At 64.4% G+C, this 22,339-nt stretch carries 19 protein-coding genes; 8 read left to right on the top strand and 11 right to left on the bottom strand.

Features of this window, described 5'->3' with window-relative positions:
• Positions 1-46: 46 nt before the first annotated feature.
• Entirely contained in the window at positions 47-742 is a 696-nt protein-coding gene (gene trhA, locus ABIA96_RS32905) for a PAQR family membrane homeostasis protein TrhA (protein WP_354141077.1), read from the top strand.
• A 55-nt stretch (positions 743-797) separates the two neighbouring features.
• Positions 798-1,592 (top strand): SDR family oxidoreductase, encoded by a 795-nt coding sequence (locus ABIA96_RS32900; RefSeq protein ID WP_354141076.1) that lies wholly within the window; start codon positions 798-800, stop codon positions 1,590-1,592.
• A 108-nt stretch (positions 1,593-1,700) separates the two neighbouring features.
• Here ABIA96_RS32900 and mdlC read toward each other — a convergent pair whose 3' ends face one another.
• From mdlC to ABIA96_RS32880, 4 genes are all read right to left on the bottom strand, one after another.
• Positions 1,701-3,323, bottom strand: a complete 1,623-nt coding sequence (gene mdlC / locus ABIA96_RS32895) for a benzoylformate decarboxylase (RefSeq protein WP_354141075.1) — start codon at positions 3,321-3,323, stop codon at positions 1,701-1,703.
• Positions 3,324-3,464: 141 nt separating this feature from the next.
• A complete protein-coding gene (locus ABIA96_RS32890) occupies positions 3,465-4,316 on the bottom strand; it encodes an HTD2 family dehydratase (protein WP_354141074.1) in 852 nt (283 codons plus the stop codon).
• 15 nt (positions 4,317-4,331) lie between these two features.
• A complete protein-coding gene (locus tag ABIA96_RS32885) occupies positions 4,332-5,429 on the bottom strand; it encodes a CaiB/BaiF CoA transferase family protein (RefSeq protein WP_354141073.1) in 1,098 nt (365 codons plus the stop codon).
• A 9-nt stretch (positions 5,430-5,438) separates the two neighbouring features.
• Positions 5,439-6,608: an acyl-CoA dehydrogenase family protein gene (locus ABIA96_RS32880; RefSeq protein WP_354141072.1), complete on the bottom strand. Its 1,170-nt coding sequence runs from the start codon at positions 6,606-6,608 to the stop codon at positions 5,439-5,441.
• Between the two features lie 125 nt (positions 6,609-6,733).
• On the opposite strand from ABIA96_RS32880, the gene ABIA96_RS32875 reads away from it, so the two are divergent.
• Positions 6,734-7,654: a LysR substrate-binding domain-containing protein gene (locus tag ABIA96_RS32875; protein WP_354141071.1), complete on the top strand. Its 921-nt coding sequence runs from the start codon at positions 6,734-6,736 to the stop codon at positions 7,652-7,654.
• Between the two features lie 227 nt (positions 7,655-7,881).
• On the opposite strand, the gene ABIA96_RS32870 is transcribed toward ABIA96_RS32875, so the two are convergent.
• Both ABIA96_RS32870 and ABIA96_RS32865 read right to left on the bottom strand, forming a co-directional pair.
• Entirely contained in the window at positions 7,882-9,156 is a 1,275-nt protein-coding gene (locus tag ABIA96_RS32870) for a cytochrome P450 (RefSeq protein WP_354141070.1), read from the bottom strand.
• Positions 9,157-9,250: 94 nt separating this feature from the next.
• Positions 9,251-10,516 carry a cytochrome P450 gene (locus ABIA96_RS32865; protein WP_354141069.1) on the bottom strand — a complete coding sequence of 422 codons (1,266 nt, stop codon included), beginning with the start codon at positions 10,514-10,516 and terminating at the stop codon, positions 9,251-9,253.
• Positions 10,517-10,886: 370 nt separating this feature from the next.
• Here ABIA96_RS32865 and ABIA96_RS32860 point away from each other — a divergent pair, with 370 nt between their 5' ends.
• Positions 10,887-12,023 carry a YjgN family protein gene (locus ABIA96_RS32860; RefSeq protein ID WP_354141135.1) on the top strand — a complete coding sequence of 379 codons (1,137 nt, stop codon included), beginning with the start codon at positions 10,887-10,889 and terminating at the stop codon, positions 12,021-12,023.
• A 3-nt stretch (positions 12,024-12,026) separates the two neighbouring features.
• Positions 12,027-13,157, top strand: coding sequence for a M48 family metallopeptidase (locus ABIA96_RS32855; RefSeq protein ID WP_354141068.1), 1,131 nt, complete (start codon positions 12,027-12,029; stop codon positions 13,155-13,157).
• A 208-nt stretch (positions 13,158-13,365) separates the two neighbouring features.
• Here the strand turns inward: ABIA96_RS32855 and upp are convergent, their stop codons facing one another.
• From upp to ABIA96_RS32835, 4 genes are all read right to left on the bottom strand, one after another.
• Positions 13,366-13,995 (bottom strand): uracil phosphoribosyltransferase, encoded by a 630-nt coding sequence (upp, locus tag ABIA96_RS32850; RefSeq protein ID WP_354141067.1) that lies wholly within the window; start codon positions 13,993-13,995, stop codon positions 13,366-13,368.
• Positions 13,996-14,160: 165 nt separating this feature from the next.
• Positions 14,161-15,399: a URC4/urg3 family protein gene (locus tag ABIA96_RS32845; RefSeq protein WP_354141066.1), complete on the bottom strand. Its 1,239-nt coding sequence runs from the start codon at positions 15,397-15,399 to the stop codon at positions 14,161-14,163.
• Between the two features lie 7 nt (positions 15,400-15,406).
• The gene (locus tag ABIA96_RS32840; protein ID WP_354141065.1) at positions 15,407-16,663 is read right to left on the bottom strand and encodes a GTP cyclohydrolase II; all 1,257 of its coding nucleotides are present in this window, start codon (positions 16,661-16,663) and stop codon (positions 15,407-15,409) included.
• Positions 16,664-16,928: 265 nt separating this feature from the next.
• Positions 16,929-17,399, bottom strand: a complete 471-nt coding sequence (locus tag ABIA96_RS32835) for a sigma factor-like helix-turn-helix DNA-binding protein (RefSeq protein ID WP_354141064.1) — start codon at positions 17,397-17,399, stop codon at positions 16,929-16,931.
• Positions 17,400-17,600: 201 nt separating this feature from the next.
• On the opposite strand from ABIA96_RS32835, the gene ABIA96_RS32830 reads away from it, so the two are divergent.
• The 3 genes from ABIA96_RS32830 (at position 17,601) to ABIA96_RS32820 (ending at position 20,989) form a co-directional block, all read left to right on the top strand.
• Positions 17,601-19,532, top strand: coding sequence for a winged helix-turn-helix domain-containing tetratricopeptide repeat protein (locus ABIA96_RS32830; protein ID WP_354141063.1), 1,932 nt, complete (start codon positions 17,601-17,603; stop codon positions 19,530-19,532).
• Positions 19,533-19,609: 77 nt separating this feature from the next.
• Positions 19,610-20,743, top strand: a complete 1,134-nt coding sequence (locus tag ABIA96_RS32825) for a threonine synthase (RefSeq protein WP_354141134.1) — start codon at positions 19,610-19,612, stop codon at positions 20,741-20,743.
• Between the two features lie 30 nt (positions 20,744-20,773).
• A complete protein-coding gene (locus tag ABIA96_RS32820) occupies positions 20,774-20,989 on the top strand; it encodes a hypothetical protein (RefSeq protein WP_354141062.1) in 216 nt (71 codons plus the stop codon).
• 270 nt (positions 20,990-21,259) lie between these two features.
• On the opposite strand, the gene ABIA96_RS32815 is transcribed toward ABIA96_RS32820, so the two are convergent.
• Entirely contained in the window at positions 21,260-22,075 is an 816-nt protein-coding gene (locus ABIA96_RS32815) for a DUF2927 domain-containing protein (RefSeq protein ID WP_354141061.1), read from the bottom strand.
• Positions 22,076-22,339: the final 264 nt, after the last annotated feature.

Raw genomic sequence — 22,339 nt, 5'->3', positions numbered from 1 at the left:
GAAAGACCCATAGAAGAGTGGCCTTGTATTTGCTTTGCGGATTGCCATGACCGTCTTCAGATTGAAACAACTTGCGTTCACATCCGTCCATGCCGCGGCCGACGTGGTCGGCTCGCATTACGACCGCGCGGAACTGATCGCCGACGGGATCATCCATGCGACCGGCGTCCTCGCCGGCATTATTGCCGCGACGGTGCTGGTGGTGCTGGCAGTGGTCTACGCCGATGCCACCGATATTGTCGGCGTCTCGATCTACGTTGCCGGCCTGCTCTCGATGCTGGTGTTCTCGGCGACCTATAATCTCTGGCCCGTCTCTCCGGTGAAATGGCTGCTGAGGCGGTTTGACCATTCCGCGATCTATCTCCTGATTGCCGCGACCTACACGCCGTTCATTCTGGAGGTGAAGGACAGCGTGTTCGCGCTGACGCTGCTGATCTGCGTCTGGTGCGTCGCGATCGTCGGCATTGTGCTGAAGCTTCGCTATCCAGGCCGGTTCGACCGCGTCGCCGTCGGCATCTATCTCGCGATGGGCTGGAGCGGTGTGATGCTTTACGATGCCGTGGTCAGGGCGTTGCCCGCGCTGGCGCTGGGTTTGATCCTGGCGGGCGGCCTGCTCTACAGCTTCGGCGTGATCTTCCATGCCTGGCGGCGGTTGCGTTTCCAGAATGCGATCTGGCACGGCTTTGTCTTGGCTGGCGCGGCGTGCCATTATAGCGCGGTGCTCGACCTCGTGTTGAGCTGAGCAGGTTCCGCGAAGCGGCACAAGCGGCGCGATATGAGACAAGAGGAGACGTCGCATGCAGGTGACCGGCAAGGTCGTGGTCGTCACGGGCGGCGCAAACGGCATCGGCAAGGCGCTGTGCGAGGCCTTTCACAAGGCGGGTGCGGCCAAGGTCGTGGTTGCGGACATGGACTCCGCCAACGCGCGCGCCGTCGCCGCCACGGTGGATGGCGCGGCCTTCAAATGCGACGTCGCGCAGGAGAAAGACATTTTGCACGTCATCGAGGAGACCGAGCGGCAGTTCGGCCCCATCGCGCTGTTCTGCTCCAATGCCGGCATCGGCGGCGGCTTCGATCCGATGTCGGTCAATGCCGGCGGCGCCTCCGACGAACCCTGGCAGCGCAGCTGGGCGATCCACGTCATGGCGCATGTGTACGCGGCGCGGCATCTCATCCCCCGCATGAAGGCGCGCGGCGGCGGCTATTTCCTCAACACCATCTCGGCCGCAGGTCTGCTGTCGCAGGTCGGCAGCCCGGCTTATTCCACGACGAAGCACGCCGCTGTCGGCTTCGCAGAGAACCTCGCGATCTCGCACAAGGCTGACAATATCAAGGTCTCGATCCTCTGCCCGCAGGGCGTCGACACCAACATGCTGCGTTCGATCCCCAAGGGTCCGCAATCCGGCGATGGCGATCTCACGCCCGAGCAAGTGGCGAAGGATGTGCTCGCCGGCCTCGATCAGGAAACATTCCTGATCCTGCCGCACCCCCAGGTGCTCGGTTATATGCGCAAGAAGACTGAGAACTACGACCGCTGGATCGGGGGCATGGCCAAGATCCAGGCGAAGATGCGGGACGAGTTCGGGAAGTAGGGTTCCCGTAGCCCGGATGGAGCGCAGCGCAATCCGGGAATCGCGCAGACAGAAAGACCGCCCCGGATTGCGCTGCGCTCCATCCGGGCTGCCCGCGTAGCGCCGCGATCAATGCTTCTGCCCGTACAGCACCGGCACCGCCGAATCCACGACGACCTCGACGAGGCTGGTGCCTTCGTGTGACATCCCGCGCTTGAGCGCCTCGGCGAGCTCCGCAGCCTTGCTCACCCGCACCGCGTGGCAGCCCATGCCTTCGGCGAGCCGGACGAAATCGATGCCCGGCAGCTCGAGTCCCGGTACGTTCCGCACCTGCATCACCTGGCTGAACGAGCGCATCGCGCCGTAGCCGGAATTGTTGATGACGACGATCGTCAGCGGCAGTTTTCGCTGTGCGGCAGTCCACAACGCCTGGATCGAATACATCGCCGAGCCGTCGCCGATCAGGCAGATCGTGCGGCTGTTCGGCTTGCCGAGCGCCATGCCGACCGCAGCGGGCAGCGAATAGCCGAGGCCGCCACTCGCCATGGTGTAAAAACTGTCCTGGCCGCGCATCGGCAGGAGTTTTTGCATCGCCGGCCGATGCGAGGGCACTTCTTCGACCAGTGACGCGCCGTCCGGCATCGCCTGCGACAGCGAGTGCAGCAGGAATTCCACCGGCAGCGGATCGGCAGCCTGCGGCGTCGGTGGCAGCGTGCGCCCCTTTGGCATGGCGCGTTTGCTCTCCGGCAGGAGATCGAGCAGTGCGCTCAGCGCCGGCTTCATGGTCGCGATGATGCTGGTGCCGACGGGGGTCACCGCGGCGGCATCCGCATCGTCGGTGATCTGGAAGATCGCCGCATCGCCATCGAAGATCGCGGCATGGCCCTCGACATGGAAGGTGAACACCGGCGCGCCAATGACGACGACGACGTCGTGCTCGCGCAGTGCATCGGAGAGTTGTGCCGGCGAGGCATGCAGGAAGCCTGCGAATTGCGGGTGACGCTCGGGGAATGAGCAGCGCGCCGAGAACGGGCTGACCCAGACGCTCGCCTTCGCCCTCTCGGCGAGGCGCACCATCAAATCAACCGCGCCGGCGCGATCGACGCCGGGGCCGACGACGAGGGCAGGGTGTTTTGCGGAACCGAGCGCGGCAACCAGCGCTTTCATCGCCGCCGGTTCGGGCCCGATCTCGCGGCTGACCTTGCGCGCTTCGATTGGAGCTGCTGCATGCGCCCAGTCGTCGATCGGGATCGACACGAAGGTCGGCCCGCACGGCGGCTGCATCGCGGTGTAATAAGCGCGCGCGATTGCGGCCGGCACGTCCTCGGGCCGCGCCGGCTCGACGCTGTACTTGACGTAGGGCCGCGGAAACTCCGACGCGCGCTCGGCATAGAGGAACGCCTGCAGCGGCAGGATCGAGCGGGCTTGCTGGCCCGCGGTGATCACGAGCGGCGTCTGGTTGCGGTGTGCGGTGTAGATGTTGCCGAGCGCGTTGCCGACGCCGGCGGCCGAATGCAGGTTGACGAAACCGGCATTGCGCGTCGCCTGCGCATAGCCGTCGGCCATGCCGACCGCGGAGGCCTCCTGCAGTGCCAGCACGTAATCGATGTCGTCGGGCCAGTCGCTCAGGAACGGTAGCTCGGTCGAACCGGGATTGCCGAACACCTTTTTGATGCCGAAGGAGCGCAACAGGTCGAGCGTCGCCTGCTTGACGGTGACGGACTTGCTGCCGGTCTTGCCGTTCTTCGCCATAGTTTCCGTCCCCTGTTGTTTATTGGCGCGCTAGTAACCCCACCCGTCATTGCGAGCGAAGCGAAGCAATCCAGAAACTTTCCTCGGAGGCAGTCTGGATTGCTTCGTCGCTTCGCTCCTCGCAATGACGAGGAGAGAACGCTACCACACCGCCGTGCCCTTCATCGTCGGCTGCCCTTCCGCATTCGCGGTCCACAGCTCCATGCCATCAGCGGTCTCGTTGGCGTTAATGGAAAACTCCGTGCCTTCGAACAGCGGCTGCAGGCCACGATAGGTGAATTTCTTCGGCGGCTTGCCGCCGCCCAACTTTGCCGCCATCTCGATGATGAGCGCCGCCTGCAAGGGCCCGTGGAAGATCAGGCCCGGATAGCCCTCGACCTTGGTGACGTAGTCGCGGTCGTAATGGATGCGGTGGCCGTTGAAGGTCAGCGCGGAATAACGGAACAGCAGCACGGGATCGGAGACATGGGTTTCGCGGTGCTGCGCCTTCGGCGGCGGAGGCGGGGCCTTTGCGGTCGCGGGCGCGCTGCTCGTCATCTCGCGATAGACGATGTCCTGCCGCTCGCGGATGGCTACGCCACGCGGCGAGGAGATGCTGTGCTCGACCGAGACGAAGCACAGCGTGCCGGTCGAGCCGGTCTTCACCTGTACGTCCGCAATGCGCGAGGTCCGGGTCGATTCATCGCCGACGCGCAAGGGCTGCAAAAACTCGACCTCGCCGCCGGCCCACATCCGGCGCGGCAGCGGCACGGGTGGCAGGAAACCACCGCGGGCCGGGTGACCGTCGGGCCCGAGCATCGACATCGGAAACACCGGCTGCGCCAGGCACCAATGCACCGTGAATGGCGCGGCGTCGCCCGTCCTGGCTTCGCCAACCTCCTGGAACAGCGTCGCGCGCAGGCCCATGACGAGATGGGCGGTGACGACGTCGGTGGCTTCCGTGCTGCGGCCGATCCATTGCCTGAGATGATCGATGTCGAGCTTCTCGGTCATGACGCCTCGCTCTTCCTACTTCTTGGGATTTTCGCCGATGGCGGGCACCGCGCCGTAAGCGCGCGTCTCGCCGACGATGATGGGCGCCGGCGCGGGATAGCTGATGCGGCCGTTCGGCGTATCCACCTCGATACGTCGCAGATGCGGATGGTTGGCAAGGTCGGCCATGGTGTTGACCTCTGCGAATGCGATGTCAGCATCCGACAGCCGCTTGAGCAGCTCGTCGCGCGTCATCCTGCCGAAGATATCCGCGACCGTCCTGTCGGTGAAATCGCGATTGCGCACGCGCTCCACCATGTTGGTGACACGGGGATCGGCGGGCAGATCCGGCTGGTCCAGCACTTCGGCGCAGAGCGTCTTCCACTCGCGCTCGCTCTGGATCGAGATCAGGATGTCCTTGCCGTCCTTCGATGTGAACACGCCATAGGGCGCGATCGATGGATGGCGCAACCCCATGCGCTTGGGCGGATTGCCGGCCTCGGAATTGAGTAGCGGCACGGTGCACCAGTCCGCCATCACGTCGAACATGGAGATGCGGATGTCGGCGCCTTTGCCGGTGCGCCCGCGCGCGATCAGCGCCTCCAGGATCGCTGCATGCGCGGTCGCGCCGGTCGCGACGTCAACGATCGACATGCCGACGCGCGAGGCCCCGTCGGGATTGCCGGTGATCGAGGCGAGCCCGCTCTCGGCCTGGATCAGCAGATCATAGGCCTTGCGATGCGCGTAGGGGCCTTCGTCGCCGTAGCCGCTGATCGTGCAGGAGATCAGCTTTGGATAGTCCTTCAGGAGCCGCTCGCGCGAAAAGCCGAGCTTGTCCATCGAGCCCGGCTTGAGGTTCTGCACCAGCACGTCGGCGCTCGCGATCAGCTTCTCGAGTTCCGCGCGCCCCTCTTTGGTGGCGAGGTCGACCACCGCTGACTGCTTGCCGCGGTTGAGCCAGACGAAATAGCTGCTCTGGCCTTTGGCCGCCGCGTCATAGCCGCGGGCGAAATCGCCTTCGGGCCGCTCGATCTTGATCACTTCGGCGCCGGCATCCGCCAGACGCGACGAGCAGAACGGTGCGGCCACAGCCTGCTCGACCGCAATCACCCTGATCCCGTCCAATGCTCCCATGATGCGGCCTCAGTACGAGCGGGGCATGCCGAGGACATGCTCGGCGACAAAGGACAGCACCAGATTGGTCGAGATCGGCGCGACTTGATACAGCCGGGTCTCGCGGAATTTGCGCTCGACGTCGTATTCCTCGGCGAAGCCGAAACCGCCATGGGTCTGGATGCAGGCGTTCGCCGCCTCCCAGGACGCATCGGCTGCCAGCATCTTGGCCATATTGGCCTCCGCGCCGCAGTCGAGTCCGGCCTCGTATTTGCGCGTCGCTTCCTTCACCATCAGCTCGGCCGCGCGCATCGAGGCATACGCCTTGGCGATCGGGAATTGAATGCCTTGATTTTGGCCGATCGGCCGGCCGAACACCGAGCGCTCCTTGGCGTAGTTGGTGGCCTTGGCGATGAACCATTTGGCGTCACCAATGCATTCGGCCGCAATCAAAATGCGCTCGGCATTCATGCCGGAGAGGATGTAGCGAAAACCCTTGCCTTCCTCGCCGATCAGATTCTCCGCCGGCACCTTCATGTCGGTAAAGAACACTTCTGTGGTGGCGTGATTCATCATGGTGCGGATCGGGCGGATCTCGAGGCCGTTGTTCTTAGCCTCGCGCATGTCGACGATGAACACGGACAGGCCATCGGTGCGCTTCTTCGCCTGTTCCTTCGGCGTGGTGCGCGCCAGCAGCACCATCAGGTCGGAATGTTCGGCGCGGCTGGTCCAGATTTTCTGACCGTTGACGATGTAGCCGGCATTGCCGTCCTTGCGCGCAAAGGTCTTCAGCGAGGTGGTGTCGGTGCCGCTGGTCGGCTCGGTGACGCCGAACGCCTGCAGGCGCAACTCGCCGCTTGCGATCTTCGGCAGGTACTTTGCTTTCTGCTCGTCGTTGCCGTGCCGCAGCACGGTGCCCATCGTGTACATCTGGGCGTGGCAGCCGCCGCCGTTGCAGCCGGCGCGCTGGATCTCTTCGAGGATCGCCGCCGCGGCCGAAAGCTTCAGGCCCGCGCCGCCATATTCCTCGGGGATCAGCACCGAGAGATAGCCGGCCTGCGTCAGCGCATCGACGAAGGCCTTGGGGTAGTCCATCTCGCGATCGAGCTTGCGCCAATATTCGCCGGGAAATTGCGCGCAGAGCTTTGCGACGGCTTCGCGGATGTCGGCGTGATCTTCGCTGTGGGGTTCTTCACTCATGGCGTTTCCCGTTGGGTGCGGCAGTTAAGATAACGCCGGCCGATCCTCTGGCGTTGTGAAAACAATGCCAGCCCCCTATGCTCATTTGCTATAGCGTATGGAGTAGCCTTCCAGGATTGGCAAGCATGGATTTCCGGCAGCTCAGGACCTTCAGTTGCGTGGCGGAGCTCGGTAGCCTGAGCAAAGCGTCCGACACGTTGCGCGTGGCGCAGCCGGCGCTCAGCCGGCAGATCAAGCTTTTGGAACACGAGCTGCGCGTCGAGCTGTTCACCCGCAACGGCCGCGGCATGGTGCTCACCGAGGCCGGCCGCCTGTTGCTGGCGCGCACCTCCGGCATCGTGCGGCAGATCGACCAGATCCGCGACGACATCCAGTCCGCCAAGGGGCCGCCGTCGGGCCAAGTCGTGCTCGGCCTGGTTCCGACCGTGAGCTGCGTGCTGTCGGCGCGCTTTGCGCGGCGCTGTGTCGAAAAATATCCCGGCATTTCGCTGCGCATCGTCGAGAGCTACAGCGGCCATATCGTCGAATGGCTGCACCGCGGCGAGATGGACCTCGCCATCCTCTATGGCCGTTCCGCCGATCTGCATCTCAATGTGCAAAGCCTTGGCCGCGACAACATCGTCGCGGTCGGTCCGCGCGGCTGCGGGCTCGCGCGCAAGAAGAACGTCGATATCGGCTGGCTGCTGCGGCAGCGGCTGGTGCTGCCCAGTCATTCGCACGGCCTCCGCGCGCTGATCGAGAGCGCGGCCGCCCAGCGCAAGATCAAGCTCAACGTCCAGCTCGAGGCGGACTCGTTTCGTGTGCTGACGAGCCTGGTCGAGGAGGGGCTCGGCTTCGCCTTGCTGCCGCCCTCGTCGGTCCACGCGGAGGTCGCGGACGGACGGCTGGAAACCGCTGTCGTCTCCAAGCCGATGACGCGCGAGCTCATTTTCGCCTCTCCGATCGACCGCCCGGCCTCGACGGCCTCGCTGGCTGTCACCGCACTGTTGCGCGACGAGGTCGCCGCCTGCCGCAAGGAAGGCGTGTGGGACATCAAGCTGAGTTAGATGTGCTTGTGTCCTAGAACAGTCAGGCGCCGTGTGGCCTTCGCATCTGGCGCGACCTGTCATGCCGAAATTTTATAGCTGAAGGTCTCGCCGGGCCTGCCGATGCGCCTGTAGCGCACATGCGCATCCAAGACCTCGTCATTGCGAGCGCAGCGAAGCAATCCAGAATCCCTCCGCGGCGGCAGCCTGGATTGCTTCGCTGCGCTCGCAATGACGGCGGATAGAACTCAGCCCGGGATTCTCACCGGCAGCGACTCATATCCCTTGATGAAGCTCGAATAGATCCGCTTCGGCTCGCCGACCACCTCGATGCGATCAAACCGCTTCAGCATCTCCTCCCAGACGATCCGCAGCTGCAGTTCGGCGAGGCGCATGCCGACGCAGCGGTGGATGCCGAAGCCGAAGGAGAGATGGGTGCGCGGCCGGGCGCGGTCGATGATGAACTCGTTCGGCTGCTCGATCATCTCCTCGTCGCGATTGCCCGAGACGTACCACATCACGACGCGGTCGCCCTTCTTGATGTGCTTGCCGCCGATCTCGGTGTCGGCAAGCGCGGTGCGGCGCATATGCGCCAGCGGGGTCTGCCAGCGGATCACCTCCGGCACCATGGTGTCGATCAGCGCCGGGTTGGCGCGCAGCTTGTCGTACTGCTCGGGATTCTCGTTCAGCGCCAGCACCGAGCCGGTCATGGTGTTGCGCGTGGTGTCGTTGCCGCCGACGATGAGCAGGATGATGTTGCCCATGAGGTTGTCGGGATCCATGAAGCGCGTGGCGTCGCTATGGGCCATCAGCGACAGCAGATCGTTGCGCGGCGCCGAGTTGACGCGCTCGTTCCACAGCTTCGACATGTAGGCGTAGCACTCGTCCATCTCGCGGCGGCGCTCTTCGGCGGATTCGACGATGCCGCTCTTGGGCAGCGCGGTCGCGACATCCGACCAGCGCGTCAGCTTGCGCCGCTCCTCCCAGGGGAAGTCGAACAGGGTCGCCAGCATCTGGGTCGTCAGCTCGATCGAGACGCGCTCGACGAAATTGAAGGTCTCGTTGCGCGGCAGATTGTCGAGCACGGTCTGCGAGCGCTGGCGGATCAGCTTTGCCAGCTCATCCAGATGCGTCGGTGTGAACATCGGCGACACCGTCTTGCGCTGCGACGAGTGCCTGGGTTGGTCCATCGCGATAAAGCTCGGCCAGTCATAGCCCTCAGGCACGTCACGGATGCCGATGCCGCCGAGCGTCGAGTCGGACGAGAACAGGCCGTGATTGGTATCGACATGCATGATGTCGTTGTATTTCACCACCGACCAATATGGCGCGATCGGTGCGTTGGTGCAGTAATGCACCGGCTCTTCCTTGCGCAGCCGCTCGAACCACGGCCACAAGGTGTCGTCCTGGAACAACCTGGGCGCGCCGGGGTGAAAATTCTTCAGCGGTGTCGCATAGGCTTCCTCGCGCGCGCGCCGCATGCGTTCGGCCTTGTCGGCCTTGACCGGGGTCTGAATGTTCATGGGCAGTCGCTCCAGTGTGTACGGTCACGCCGTCGCGCAGGCGAGGCGAGGGGCGTCGTCGCAAGTGCCAATGTTATACACTATAATTCAGCGGTCACACCGCAATCTTGATCGGCAGCGTTTCCAAGCCCTTCACAAAACTCGAATACACCCGCTTCGGCTCGCCGACCACGTCGATATGGTCGAACCGCTTCAGGATCTCTTCCCAGATAATCTTGAGCTGGAGTTCGGCAAGCCGCAATCCGACGCAGCGGTGGATACCGAAGCCGAAGGAGAGATGCGTGCGCGGGCGGGCGCGGTCGATGATGAAATCGTAGGGCTTCTCGATCGCCTGCTCGTCGCGGTTGCCCGAGACGTACCACATCACGACCTTGTCACCTTTCTTGATCTGCTTGCCCCGGAACTCGAAATCGACGAGCGCGGTGCGGCGCATATGCGCCAGCGGGGTCTGCCAGCGGATCACCTCCGGCACGAAACTGTCGAGCAGCGCCGGGTTTTCGCGCAGCTTGCGGTACTGCTCCGGATGCTGGCTCAGCGCATAGATCGAGCCCGACATGGTGTTGCGCGTGGTGTCGTTGCCGCCGACGATCAAAAGAATGAGATTGCCGAGGAAGTTCCGCGCGTCCATGTCGCGGGTCGCAGCGCCATGCGCCATCATCGAGAGCAGATCGCTCTTCGGCGGCTGCTCGATGCGCTCCTTCCACAGCCGCGCGAAATAGCCGGCGCACTCCGCGAGCTCGGCCTGCCGCTCGTCCTCGGTCGCGACCAGGCCGTCGGGACCGGGAATGGTGGTGGCGATATCCGACCACCGCGTCAGCTTGCGGCGGTCCTCCCAGGGGAAGTCGAACAGCACCGCCAGCATCTGCGTGGTGAGCTCGATCGAGACCTGGTCGACCCAGTCGAACACCTCTCCGCGCGGCAGATTGTCCAGGCACTCGGCCGAGCGCTGGCGGATGTTGAGCGCGAGGTTGTCTAGATGCGTCGGCGTGAACATCGGTGCCACGGTCTTGCGCTGCGCGGCATGCCGCGGCGGGTCCATCGAGATGAAGCTCTCGCGGCGCAAGTCGGGATCGATGTCGCGGATGGTGATGCCGCCGAGCGAGGAGGCCGAGGAGAACACCGAATGGTTGGTCTCGATCTCCATGATGTCGTTGTAGCGCGTCACCGACCAGTACGGGCCGAACATCGAGTCCTTGCAATAGTGCACGGGATCTTCGCGCCGCAGCCGATCGAAATAGGGCCAGAACGTATCGGTTCTGAACAATTCGGGATCGCCGGGATCGAACTGCTCCAGCGGAAGTGACGACGCGCGCTCGCGCAATGCGTCGATCTTTGCCGCGCTCTCGATGGTCCCGTGCATGACCGCTCTCCCTGACATGAGCCGCGCGATTTTCTTGAATTCTGCGCTGCGGCATTTGAAGCACAATTACAACGCGTTACGTGCTTCGGAGCAAGCGACAGTTTTGCCACAAGCGAGGTGCGTAGCCCGGATGGAGCGGAGCGAAATCCGGGATTCGGCGCGCAACTGCCACTGCCCCGGATTGCGCTGCGCTCCATCCGGGCTACGAACCTCGCAGCGTGATCTCCCGCACGCCGTCTGGCGTGAAATCGTGCCAGAAATCGCTTGAAACCGAGGCAAATCGAACCCGCCCATCTTGGGGACCGACCAACCTCTGATCTATAGTTTGCCCGGATCAGATCCGCATCCCGAGGTTGCTGCCGTGAACGACATGCAATGGGCCCCTATCGGCCCATCCGAACCGGTCCCGCCGCCGCTGCCGCCCTCGCGGGTCGACTTCACCGGCGATCGCTCCAAGTTCCGCAAATTGGTCACCAAGGGTGCCATGCTGGAGCTTGTCACCTTCGGCTTCTACCGGTTCTGGCTCGTCACCGACATCCGCCGCCATCTGTGGTCGAACACCGCGATCGACGGCGATGCCGCAGAATATACCGGCCGGGCTAAGGAGCTCTTGATCGGTTTCCTGGTCGCGCTCGCGATCCTGGTGCCAATCTACGTCGCTTATTTCCTCGTTGGTATCGAGTTCGAGCGCTGGAAGGGCTTTGCTTCGACGCCGCTGTTCATCTCCTTCTACGCCTTCGGTCAGTTCGCGATTTTTCGCGCGCGGCGTTATCGCTTGACCCGCACGGTCTGGCGCGGTGTGCGCTTTTGGATGGACGGCTCCGGATGGGCCTATTCGTTTCGCGCGATGCTGTGGGGCCTGCTGGTGTTCCTGACGCTCGGCCTGGCGCTGCCATGGCGCGAGGCGTCGCTGGAGCGCTACAAGATGCGGCATACGCATTTCGGCGATCTGCAGGGCGATTTCGAAGGTGACGGCTGGGAGTTCTTCAAGCGCGGCTGGTGGCTGTGGCTTCTCACGCCGATCGCGATCGTGATCTTCCCGCTCGCGCCGTTCCTCTACGGCGAGTTCAAGGCGCGCGAATGGCGCTGGTGGCTCAACGGCATCCGCATCGGCGGCATCAGCCTGTCCTCGGATCTACCGCACAACGCCTTTTACGGCCTTTACTGGAAGGTGGTCGGCTGGTGGCTCTTGCTGAGCGTCCTGTTCGGTCTCTACGTCGCCGGTGCTGCCGGACTTGTCGCCCAAGTCGGCGGGGCGACCGCTGGACCCGACGCAATCGCGCGGAGCATCCCGCTTCTCGCAGCGATGGTGATCGGCTATTTCGCTCTCGCGCTCGCATTGAACGTCGTCATGCGCATGTATCTCCAGCACGATATGTGGCTGAAAGCGCTGGAAACGCTTGAAGTGCATGATATTGGCGCCGCAGCCGATGTCCGCGCCAGCGGCGAGCTGGCCAGCGCGCTCGGTGAAGGCTTTGCCGATGGTCTCGATGTCGCAGGATTCTAGATCGTGAGTGATGTGTCCGCCGAGCCCGGCGCCGAGACCAAGTCCGGACAGCCGGCGATCTTCTTCGACGGACTATCGAGCCGCCGCCGGCATGTCATGCTGACACTGGGTGACGCGCTCGAGATCGCCGAGCCGGGCGAAGCACAGGCAGGCCGGACCGTCACACGCTGGGCCTATGACGAAATCCGTCGCGCCGACGGTCCGGCCGGCATCTTGCGCCTGACCTCAAAGTCCGCGCCGTCGCTGGCGCGTCTCGAGGTTCGCGATGCTGTTTTCTCGGCTGATCTCGCCGGACGATGTCCGCGGCTTGACGAACACCAGGCCACTGGCCGCGGTGTTGCAAAAATCGTCGGCTGGTCGGTTGCGGCTGCCGTCTCGATCGTCTGCGTCGTGCTGTTCGGCGTGCCGCTCGCCGCGGATCGTCTGGCGCCGCTGGTGCCGAAACCGATCGAGCGGCGGATCGGTGATGCGTCCGAGGTCCAAATGAAGACCATCTTCGGCCGCGAGTCCTGCAGCGATCCGGCGGGGCAGGCGGCCTTTTCGAAGCTCGTCAACCGCCTGCGTGACGCGGCTGGACTTGACGACGATTCCATGACGGCCGGCGTGCTGCCGAGCTCAGTGCCGAATGCGTTCGCGCTGCCGGGCGGCAAGGTCTTCGTGCTCAACGCCCTGCTCGAGAAGGCCGAAGGTCCCGACGAGATCGCCGGCATCCTCGCCCACGAGCTCGGCCATCTCAAACACCACGACAATATGCGCGGCCTGATCTACAACGGCGGCACGTCATTCCTGATCGGCCTGCTGTTCGGCGACGTCACCGGTTCATCGGCCGTGATCTTCGCCTCGCGCAGCCTGGTCGAGGCTTCCTATTCGCGCGAGGCGGAGACCAATGCCGACACCTTCGCGATCGACATCATGCACAAGCTCGGCCGCTCGCCGAAGCCCGCGGCCGAGTTGATGTTCCGCATCACCGGCAAGGAAGGCGGATCAGGCTTCACGATCCTGGCAAGCCATCCGCTCACCGAGGACCGCCTCGCGCGTATGACAAAGGAAGACCGCTCCGCCAGCGGCCCGCCGCTGCTGACGGACAAGGAGTGGCAGGCGCTGAAGGGCATTTGCGGCAGCGGCAAGATCTGAGCGGGATGAGATCAGGCTCGATCGTTGCAACGACGGAAGTGCGCTCCCTCCCTCGCTTGCGGGGGAGGGTTGGGGAGAGGGTATCTCCGCAATCGAGAACCCCCAAGAGGAAGGAGCCCTCACCCGGCGCGTTGCGCCGACCTCTCCCGCAAGCGGGAGCGGTGCACCGAGCCCGCGGCCGCCTGATTCAACCTGAGTCCATTCCGCTTCATCGCGTACCGTAAGCGCGGTCGCCGGCGTCGCCGAGGCCCGGCAGGATAAAGCCGTTCTCGTCGAGGCCTTCATCCACCGCGGCGGTCCAGATATGCACATCCGGATGCAAGCCGCGCAGGCGCTCGAGTCCTTCCGGCGCCGCGATCAGGCAGGCGAGGCGAATGTCCTTGGCGCCGCGCTCCTTCAGCCGGTCGACCGCGGCGACGGCCGTGTTGGCGGTCGCGACGACAGGCGTCACCACGATCGCGAGGCGCTCGCTGAGATCCGATGGCGACTTGAAGAAGTACTCGACCGCGGCAAAGCTTTCTGGCTCGCGGTAGAGGCCGATATGGGCGACGCGCGCGGTCGGCACCAGATCCATCATGCCGTCGACGAAGGTGGTGCCGGCGCGCAGCATCGGCACGAACACCAGCTTCTTGCCGGCGATCTTGGCCGAGTGCATCGTCGCCAGCGGCGTGTCGATCACGGTATCAGTGAGCGGCAGGTCGCGCGTCACTTCGTAGCACAGCAGCATGCCGATCTCCTTGATCAGCTCACGGAATGACTTTGTCGAAATCGATTTGTCCCGCACCAAGGTCAGCTTGTGCTGCACCAGCGGATGATCGACGATCGTAACGCCTTCCATGATCGGATGCTCTTGCTTTTCCCTTCTCCCCCTGTGGGAGAAGGTGGCGCGAAGCGCCGGATGAGGGGTACTCTCCGCAAACTCAGTGAGAGATATTCTCGCAGAGAGAACCCCTCACCCGGCTTCGCTTTCGCGAAGCCACCCTCTCCCACAGGGGGAGAGGGTTTAGAACACAGTGCCGTCGCTGATCACCTTGAGCGGCGGTGAACCATCGGGACGACGCGAAAACGCGATGGCGCGGCCCGCGGCCCAGGTGCCGCCTTCCAGGATGCTCGCGAGCGGCAGCGACTCCGGCGTGCGACCGAGCTTGGCGCGAACAAGTTCGGCAACACGATCCAGCAGCGCGACCGTCAGCGCGCGCCACTCCACCACGAGCAGCGAATCCACCGCATGCGCACGATCGGCATCCGCGGTATCGCGCAAGCGCAGCACCTCGTGATCGACGAACAGGCCGCCGTTGCGATATTCGGCAAGCCCGGTCAGGCCGTCGATGTCGGTGACCTCAAATCCCGCGCGCTGGAGCGGCTCGATCAGCGAATAGCTCAGCCATTGCGACAGCTTGTGCAGCGGCACGAGCCCGGCGGTCGCATCATCCGCCTTGATCGCCGGATGGCGCCAGCAATCGCCAAGCGGGACGCCTGCGAGGTCGAGCCGCGATGGCCAGATCGGTCCGAGCTGGTTCAGCACCGCGGACAGGATCGCGGGCGCGGGAATGGCGCCGTCCGTTGCCTGCGCGGCGATATGGTCGAACAGCCCGCCAGGCCGCGGCGTGTCGTGCATGCCGAAAATGTCGGCGCGCGCCGCGACCTGCCGGCCGAGGCGGCGCAGCAGATCCGTGCGCCCGTCGAGGCCGAGCAGCGGATTGGCGTCGCTCGCCTGGAAGGCTGAGGTGAGCACGGCGAGCGGCAGTTTTGCGAGCACGTCCGCATCCACTCTGAACGGCGAGCGCGTATCGACAGAGAAAAGCCCGCCGGCAAACATGTCGAGGCTCGCGATCGCCAGCCCCTCGGACCGGCCGATGCCTTGCCCGGTCACGGCGTCGCGATAGCGCCACGCAGCACCGGCGCCGGCATCGAGCAGCACGCTGACGATGGCGAGGTCGAACTCCGCGCGCGCCCGTGCAGCACGATCCGGCCACGACGCCGCGTCCGCCAGCTGCGCCCAGCGGTCGACACCGCCGAACACAAAATGCCGCCAGCGCGCGTGAAAGGGAATGTCGAGCGTCGGATAGGCTTTTCGCGTGACAGCCAGCACGGCGTCCGCGACGCCATCCATGCGATCGAGATCAATGGTGAAATGTGTGAGCCCGTTGCGCAGGCCGATGTCGAGCATTTGCCCGGCGCGCGTCCGGACCGCCTTTGCGGTGAGCAACGCGCGTGCCTCTCGTTCCAGAACGTCCGCCATCAATCGATCAATATTTTTCCAGCGAACGTCCGACCACGCCATCGACGTCCTTCTCGGGCGCGATGTCGGTCGTGTAGTAGCCGGCTGCTTTCTTCGCGGCGATCTCGACATGCGCATCGGCCGGAATCAGCTCCAGCGGAATCGGCACACGCTCGACGATATCGATGCCTTGCGAGGTCAGCGCGTCGTATTTCATGTCGCTCATCGACAGGAAGCGGTCGATGCGCTTCAGCCCTAGCCAGTGGATGGTGTCAGGCATCAATTGCTGGAAGCGCGCGTCCTGGACGCCGGCGACGCATTCCGTGCGCTCGAAATAGGCGGCGGCCGCGTCGCCGTCCTCCTGGCGCTTGCGCGCATTGTAGACCAGGAATTTGGTAACCTCGCCGAGCGCGCGGCCTTCCTTGCGGTTGTAGATGACCAGCCCGAGCCCGCCCTCCTGCGCGCCCCGCGCGGATTCCTCGATGCCGTGGATGAGGTAGGGCCGGCAGGTGCAGATGTCGGAGCCGAACACGTCGGAGCCGTTGCACTCGTCATGCACGCGGCAGGTGATCTTGGTGCGATGGTCCGGCAGTTTGGTGACGTCGCCGAACATGTACACCGTGGTGCCGCCGATCGGCGGCAGAAACACCTTCATGTCCGGCCGGGTCACGAGCTCGGGGAACATGCCGGCGGTCTGTTCGAACAGCGTGCGGCGCAGCTCCGTCTCGCCGGTCGCAAAGCGCTCGGCAAGGCCGGGCAGATACCAGACCGGATCGATTGCGATCTTCACCACCGAGACGCTGCCGTTGGCGTGCACGACCTCGCCGTCGGCGCGCAGTCGCTTGGCCGCAAGCGCCTCGCGGATTTCGGGCAGGTCGAGCCGTGCGCGCGTTACCGCGATGCTCGGGCGGATATCGACACCCTCGGCGATGTCCTTGCCGAAATTCTCCGCGACGAGATGACCCCAAGGATCGAGCGCGACGATTTTTGCGGGATCGCTCCATTGCGGAAATGGTCCGATGGTCGCGGCCGGAAACGTGTTGGTGAGATCAGGACGCCGGATCGGATCGAGGGCGCCGGCCGAGACGGCAAGCGCGCGATACATCGCATAGGAGCCGCCATGGCTGCCGATCACGTTGCGATCCTGCGCCCGCGACACCGTGCCGATGATCGGCCCGCGAGCGCGCGCATCGGCTGCACCCCAGTGAATCGGAAAGGCGGCCTTGCGGCCCGGCTCCGGATGGGAGGTGAGGCGGATGTGATCGGTTCGGTTCGCGCGGCTCATGGCCAAACTCCCAAAAAGCCAACGGCCCGCCGTTCGGACGGGCCTGGCTCGCTCGCGCTGCCGGAACAGGGCTCCGGCGACGCAATCCAACATATTGTAGCGGCCAGCCACGACCGACAAGTTAATCGTATGTGGCGGGCAGGGCCGATTATCTCTTGATTATATAGGGATTGGCCGGCCTGACGGGAATGGCGCGGCGATGCCGATTGGCGATTTGCCGGCGGTCATCTTCATTTAAGATATTGATATAATTATAGTTTTCTAATCAGAAACCGGTCGAGCCCGCAAGCCTGCGCCGCGCGCAGGCCAATCGCGACATGACCTCGCCCGTCGGCAGCGACGTCACCTCGGCGATCTCCCGGTAGGACAGCGCATCGATCTCGCGCAGCACCAGGATCTCGCGTAGCCGCCGTGGCAGGGTCTCGATGGCACAGCGGAGCGCGGTCACATCGACGACGGTAATTTTGTCGGCGCGGTCGTCCGTTCGGAGGACGGTACCGGCGACTGCATCAGGTAACCGCTCGTGTGCGACGACATCACTTTGCCGATCGCGTCGCCGCCGGGTGGTCAGCCATGTCCGATAGCAATTCCGCACGCCCTTCAACAACCGGGTCCGGCCGCTCCGGCCGGCATCGCCATCGGTCCGGAGAAAGGCCGCCTGCACGATGTGCTCGGCGGCCTCCGCGTCGCCGCTCAGGAAGCGCGCAAAATTATAAGCCGAGTCGAGCGTCAGCATGCCGTCCCGTTTCGGATTGACACCGTTCTGCATCGATAGCCCCGCGCGATCCCGTGTTGTTGTGCGCGGCTCTCTTCGCCCGCATGGCGGCGGGTCTCAATGGATCGCGCGTGGTCTTTCGCTGGAATCGCAATCCTCCGGGAAGCCCAGTGAAATCATCGGCTTCCGATTACACCTCCCCAACGTTTTGACGGGATTTCCATGCTGCACGAACCGGAATTGATCGACAGGTCCACGGCAGCTTCCACGGCGCAGCTCGCCAGGCGTGCCAGGTTCGGCGCGTTCGAGGCCGATCCGCGCAGTGGCGAGCTGGTCAAGAACGGCCGGCGGGTGCGTTTGCAGGAGCAGCCGTTTCAGTTGCTCTCGGCGCTGCTGGACCGGCCGGGCAAATTGGTGACGCGCGAGGAGCTGCGCACGCTGCTCTGGCCGCAGACGGTGGTCGATTACGATCACGGGCTCAACAAGGCCGTGAGCAAGATACGCGAGGCGCTCGGTGATTCCGCGGAAAGCCCGCGCTTCGTCGAGACGGTGGCGCGCCGCGGCTATCGCTTTCTCGCCGACGTCACCGTCGTCGTCGATGGGAGCCCGGCGCGCGATCCCGATCCGCCTCCAGTGGCGCCGCAGGTCGCGCCTCCGGTACGGCCCGTCGTCGGTCGCCGTCATGGCCTCTTCGCCTCGATCGGTCTGATCCTGCTTCTCGCCGTGGCGTTGCTGGCCTGGCTCTCTTCCTGGCGCGAGGTGCCGCAAGCGATCCATTCACTCGCGGTGCTGCCGCTGGTCGACACCTCCGAAGATCCGTCGCAGGACTTCTTTGCGGACGGCATGACCGGCGAGCTGATCACGCAGCTCGGCAAGGTCGACGCGCTCAGGGTGATCTCGCGCACCTCGGCGATGACCTACAAGGGCGCACACAAGTCGCTCGCGACCATCGCGCGCGAGCTCAATGTCGATGCCGTGATCGAGGGCAGCGTGATGCGCGCGGGCGGGCGCGTGCGGATCACGGCCCAGCTGATCCATGCCCCCGACGACAGCCGCGTCTGGGCCGACTCTTATGAGGGCGATGTGCGCGACGCGCTGACGCTCCAGGTCCGCGTCGCAAGCGCGGTGGCCGGCCAGGTGCGCGCCACGCTGAACCATGGCGAGCGCGCCGCCTTCGACAAGGCGCGCAGCATCGATCCGCTGGCCTACGAAAATTACCTGAAAGGCCGCTACTTCCTGAACAAGCGCACCGGCGACGGCCTCAGGGCCGCGATCAGATATTTCCGCCAGGCTATCGAGATCGACCGCAATTACGCCGAGGCCCATTCCGGCCTTGCGGATGCCTATGCGCTCGCCGGCGATTGGGAATACGGCGTGCTCTCGACCGCGGAGGCGTTCTCCAAGGCGACCGCTGCGGCCAGCAGGGCGCTCGAGCTCGACGGCACACTCGGCGAAGCGCACACCTCGCTCGCTTTCGCGCTCGATCTCTACGGCTGGGATTGGGATGTCGCTGCTACCGAATACGAGGCCGCCATCCGTCTCAACCCGAGCTATGCCACGGCGCACCATTGGTACGCCTGGCATCTGATGCTGATGGGCAAGACCACCGAGGCGCTGCAGCAGTTCAGCCAGGCGCAAAGCCTCGATCCGCTCTCCCTGATCATCGGGGCTGACATCGCCGACGCCCTCTGCATCAGCCACGATTTCGACGCGGCGGTCGCGCAGAGCCGCAAGACGCTCGAGCTCGATTCCCGATTTGCCGTCGGCCATTACGAGCTCGGCCAGGCCCTGGTGCAGCTCGGCAGCTTCGACCAGGCGATCGCCGAATTCAGCAAGGCCATCGAGATCTCCGGCCACAGCAGCGTGTTCGATTCCAATCTCGCCTATGCTTATGCCGTCTCCGGCCGCAGGGACGATGCCGGCAGGATTGCCGCCGACATGGCGATACATGGCGACACCTATCCGTCGGCGCAGGCCAACATCGCGCTCATCTATGTCGGCCTCGGCGATCGCGATGCCGCGCTCGACTGGCTCGACAAGGCCTATGCCGCCCGCTTCAATCCCTCGATCCTGCTGCGGCCCGCCTTCGATCCGCTCCGCAGCGATGCGCGGTTCAAAGGCCTCATGCACCGCATCGGGCTAGGCAAAACCTAGCCAATCAGACATATCGTACGGCTCCGGCCTCGTTTTCGGAGTGCGCCATGTCTGCCACCAATATGTCTGCCACCAGTATGTCTGCCGCCAGCTACATCGATCCTCGCAATGGAAAGCTCTATTCGCTCGACCAGCCGCGCTGGTGCTCGGACGAGCGCACGCCGCTGCTGGTGACGCCGGGGGCGGGGATCTCGCGCGCGGACATCGACGGCCGCACGCGGTCGCTCTGGCGCTACCGGGCGGCGCTGCCGGTGGAGATCAAAAATCCCATCACGCTTGGCGAGGGCTGCACGCCGCTCGTGCAGCAGGATTGGGGCGATCTGCGGCCGTTCTTCAAGCTCGAATGGTTCAATCCGACCAGCAGCTTCAAGGACCGCGGTTCTGCGGTCATGCTGTCGTTCCTGCGGCAGATCGGCGTCGACGCCATTCTGGAGGACTCTTCGGGCAATGGCGGCTCGTCGATGGCAGGTCTCGGTGCTGCCGGCGGCATGCGCGTGAAGATTTTGGCGCCGGCCTCGACGTCGCCGGCCAAGATCGCGCAGGTGCGCGCCTACGGCGCCGAAGTGCAGCTCGTCGAGGGCCCGCGCGAGGAGTCGGAGGCCGAGGCTATCAGGCAGTCGAGCCAGACCTTCTATGCGAGCCACAACTGGCAGCCCTTCTTCCTCGAGGGCACAAAATCGCTCGCTTATGAAATCTGGGAAGATCTCGGTTTTCGCGCGCCTGACAACGTCATCGTCCCCGTCGGTGCCGGCAGCAGCTTGCTCGGTTGCGCCTTCGGCTTCCGCGAGCTGTTGAAGGCGGGGCAGATTGCAAAGCTGCCGCGCCTGTTCGCGGCCCAGCCGCTCAACTGCTCGCCGATCGATGCGAGCTTCAAGGCCGGCGTCGATACGCCGGTTGCGCGCGAGGTCAACAAGACCATCGCCGAAGGCACCGCGATCAAGAATCCGCTGCGGCTGCGCGAGATCATCGGCGCGTTGCACGAAAGCGGCGGCGGCACGGTGGCGCTCACCGAGGACGAGATCGTCGCCGCGCTGCGGCGTCTTGCGCGGCAAGGCCTGTTCGCCGAACCCACCAGTGCCAACGCGGCTGCGGCGCTGGAGACACTCGCCGCCGCCGGCGCCATCAAGGCGAACGAGACCACCGTCGCGGTGCTCACCGGCTCCGGGCTGAAGGCCGCGACCACCGTCGCCGATCTCGTGGGCCGCGACTAGCCTAAGGCCGCTGGTTCTCGGATCACTCTAATGATGGTGCATGCAGGCGTGGACGTAATCCTTGAATGCGGGGTCCTTCTTGGCTTTGAAGAAACCCATCGCACGGGCCTCGTCGCGACACGTCTCCTTTTTCTCGACAATTTCCGGATGTCTCGCCGCCTTGCACTGAAAGCGGAAAGGTCCTGGCGGGTATTGCCTGCAGTTTTGCGCTTCGGCAGCGATTACAACGCTGCCAAGAAGTATTGAAGCGCCTATCAGTGTTCTGATCATGAGGCACCCGGACTGATGTCTCGCGGCACTCACAGTTAGCATGATGCCGGATCGTCGCGTACAAGCGGTCGAGATCTGGCGTCTACCATTAAGAGGTACTCAAGCGGCGGCGCTTTCGATTCCCCGGGAATCGCCTCAACCGGTGACCAACCGTTTGGCTGCCGCAAGGGGTCAGTCCGCCTGTCAACGCGGAAGCCGAGGAGGTGGTTACGCTAACGCTAACCCACTCGACGAGCTACGAGCATCTCACTCCTTCAAATCATTCACCCGCTTCACCCACGCCCGCACATCAGCGAGCACTTCGGGCAGCACCGATCTCACCTCCAGCACGGTCATGCCGGGCTTGATGCGGGGATCGTAGAGCACATTGAGGATGTACTGGTCGTAGACGTCGAAATAACCCATCGACACATTGTCGTTGAACATCGTCCACGGCACGCTCGCGGTGTCGTTGATGGGCCCGAGCGACTGCAGCAACTCCTCATAGGCGCAGTCGAGGAAGGTGAAGTCGCTGATGTCGACGGTGAGGATCACATCGGAATGCTCGATCTCGAAATTGTCGTTCTTGCGGAATCCGGACAGGCATTGCGGATCGAGCGAGGTGCGGATATCGCGCGCCTTCTCCGCGCCGTAGAAGCTGGTGATGGTGCGATAGAGGTCGCGGTCGCGTACGAGCTTGACCCGCACATTCGCCGCCTCGCTGGTGTCGGTCATGGCGATGTCGAGATGCTGCACGCGCGTGCCGATGTCGGCCACGACTTTCGCGAGCTGCGCCTTGCGGTCGGCGCGGTCGGTCTCGGCGAACACGCGCACCGGCCCGTCGAACTTGCGGATGCGGTCGACGCGGCCGGCGAGGTGATATTCGGCACCGAAGGCGGTCTTCAGGAAGCCGTCGACGATCTCGGCGTCGGTAAAGCTCTTCTTCTCGACACGCTGACGCGAAGCGATCGCGGGCAGTTCGCCGGCGGTCGCCTTCGTAGCGGTGTCCGGCACACATGTGAGCGCTGCAAACGCCAATAGGGCGAAGCGAAGGGCAGCCGAAGGCAGGGTCAAAGCGCGCATCGTTGCGCAACGCTGCCGTATTCGCGAGGCCCGCACAAGTCCGCAAATTCACCCGCCCTGCGGGTTCCTGCCGCTTTCAAGCGCGGTGCCGTAGCAAGGGTGGGCAAAGGCGCGGAGCGCCTCAAAATCGTGGGCACGCCAAAGGACCGCGCGTTCGCGCGATCCTCCGGCTTTGCCCACCCTCATATGGGGCATTTTGAGTCAAGGCTCTTGCGTAGGTCTGGGTCAGGGTTTGACGATGCGAGGGCGGCGCGCGGAGCCATG

Origin of the sequence: Bradyrhizobium sp. LB11.1, assembly GCF_040549385.1 — a bacterium.
Classification (GTDB): Bacteria; Pseudomonadota; Alphaproteobacteria; order Rhizobiales; family Xanthobacteraceae; genus Bradyrhizobium.
The sequence above is the reverse complement of the archived record's forward strand: the minus strand, read 5'-3'. Positions and strand labels throughout refer to the sequence as shown.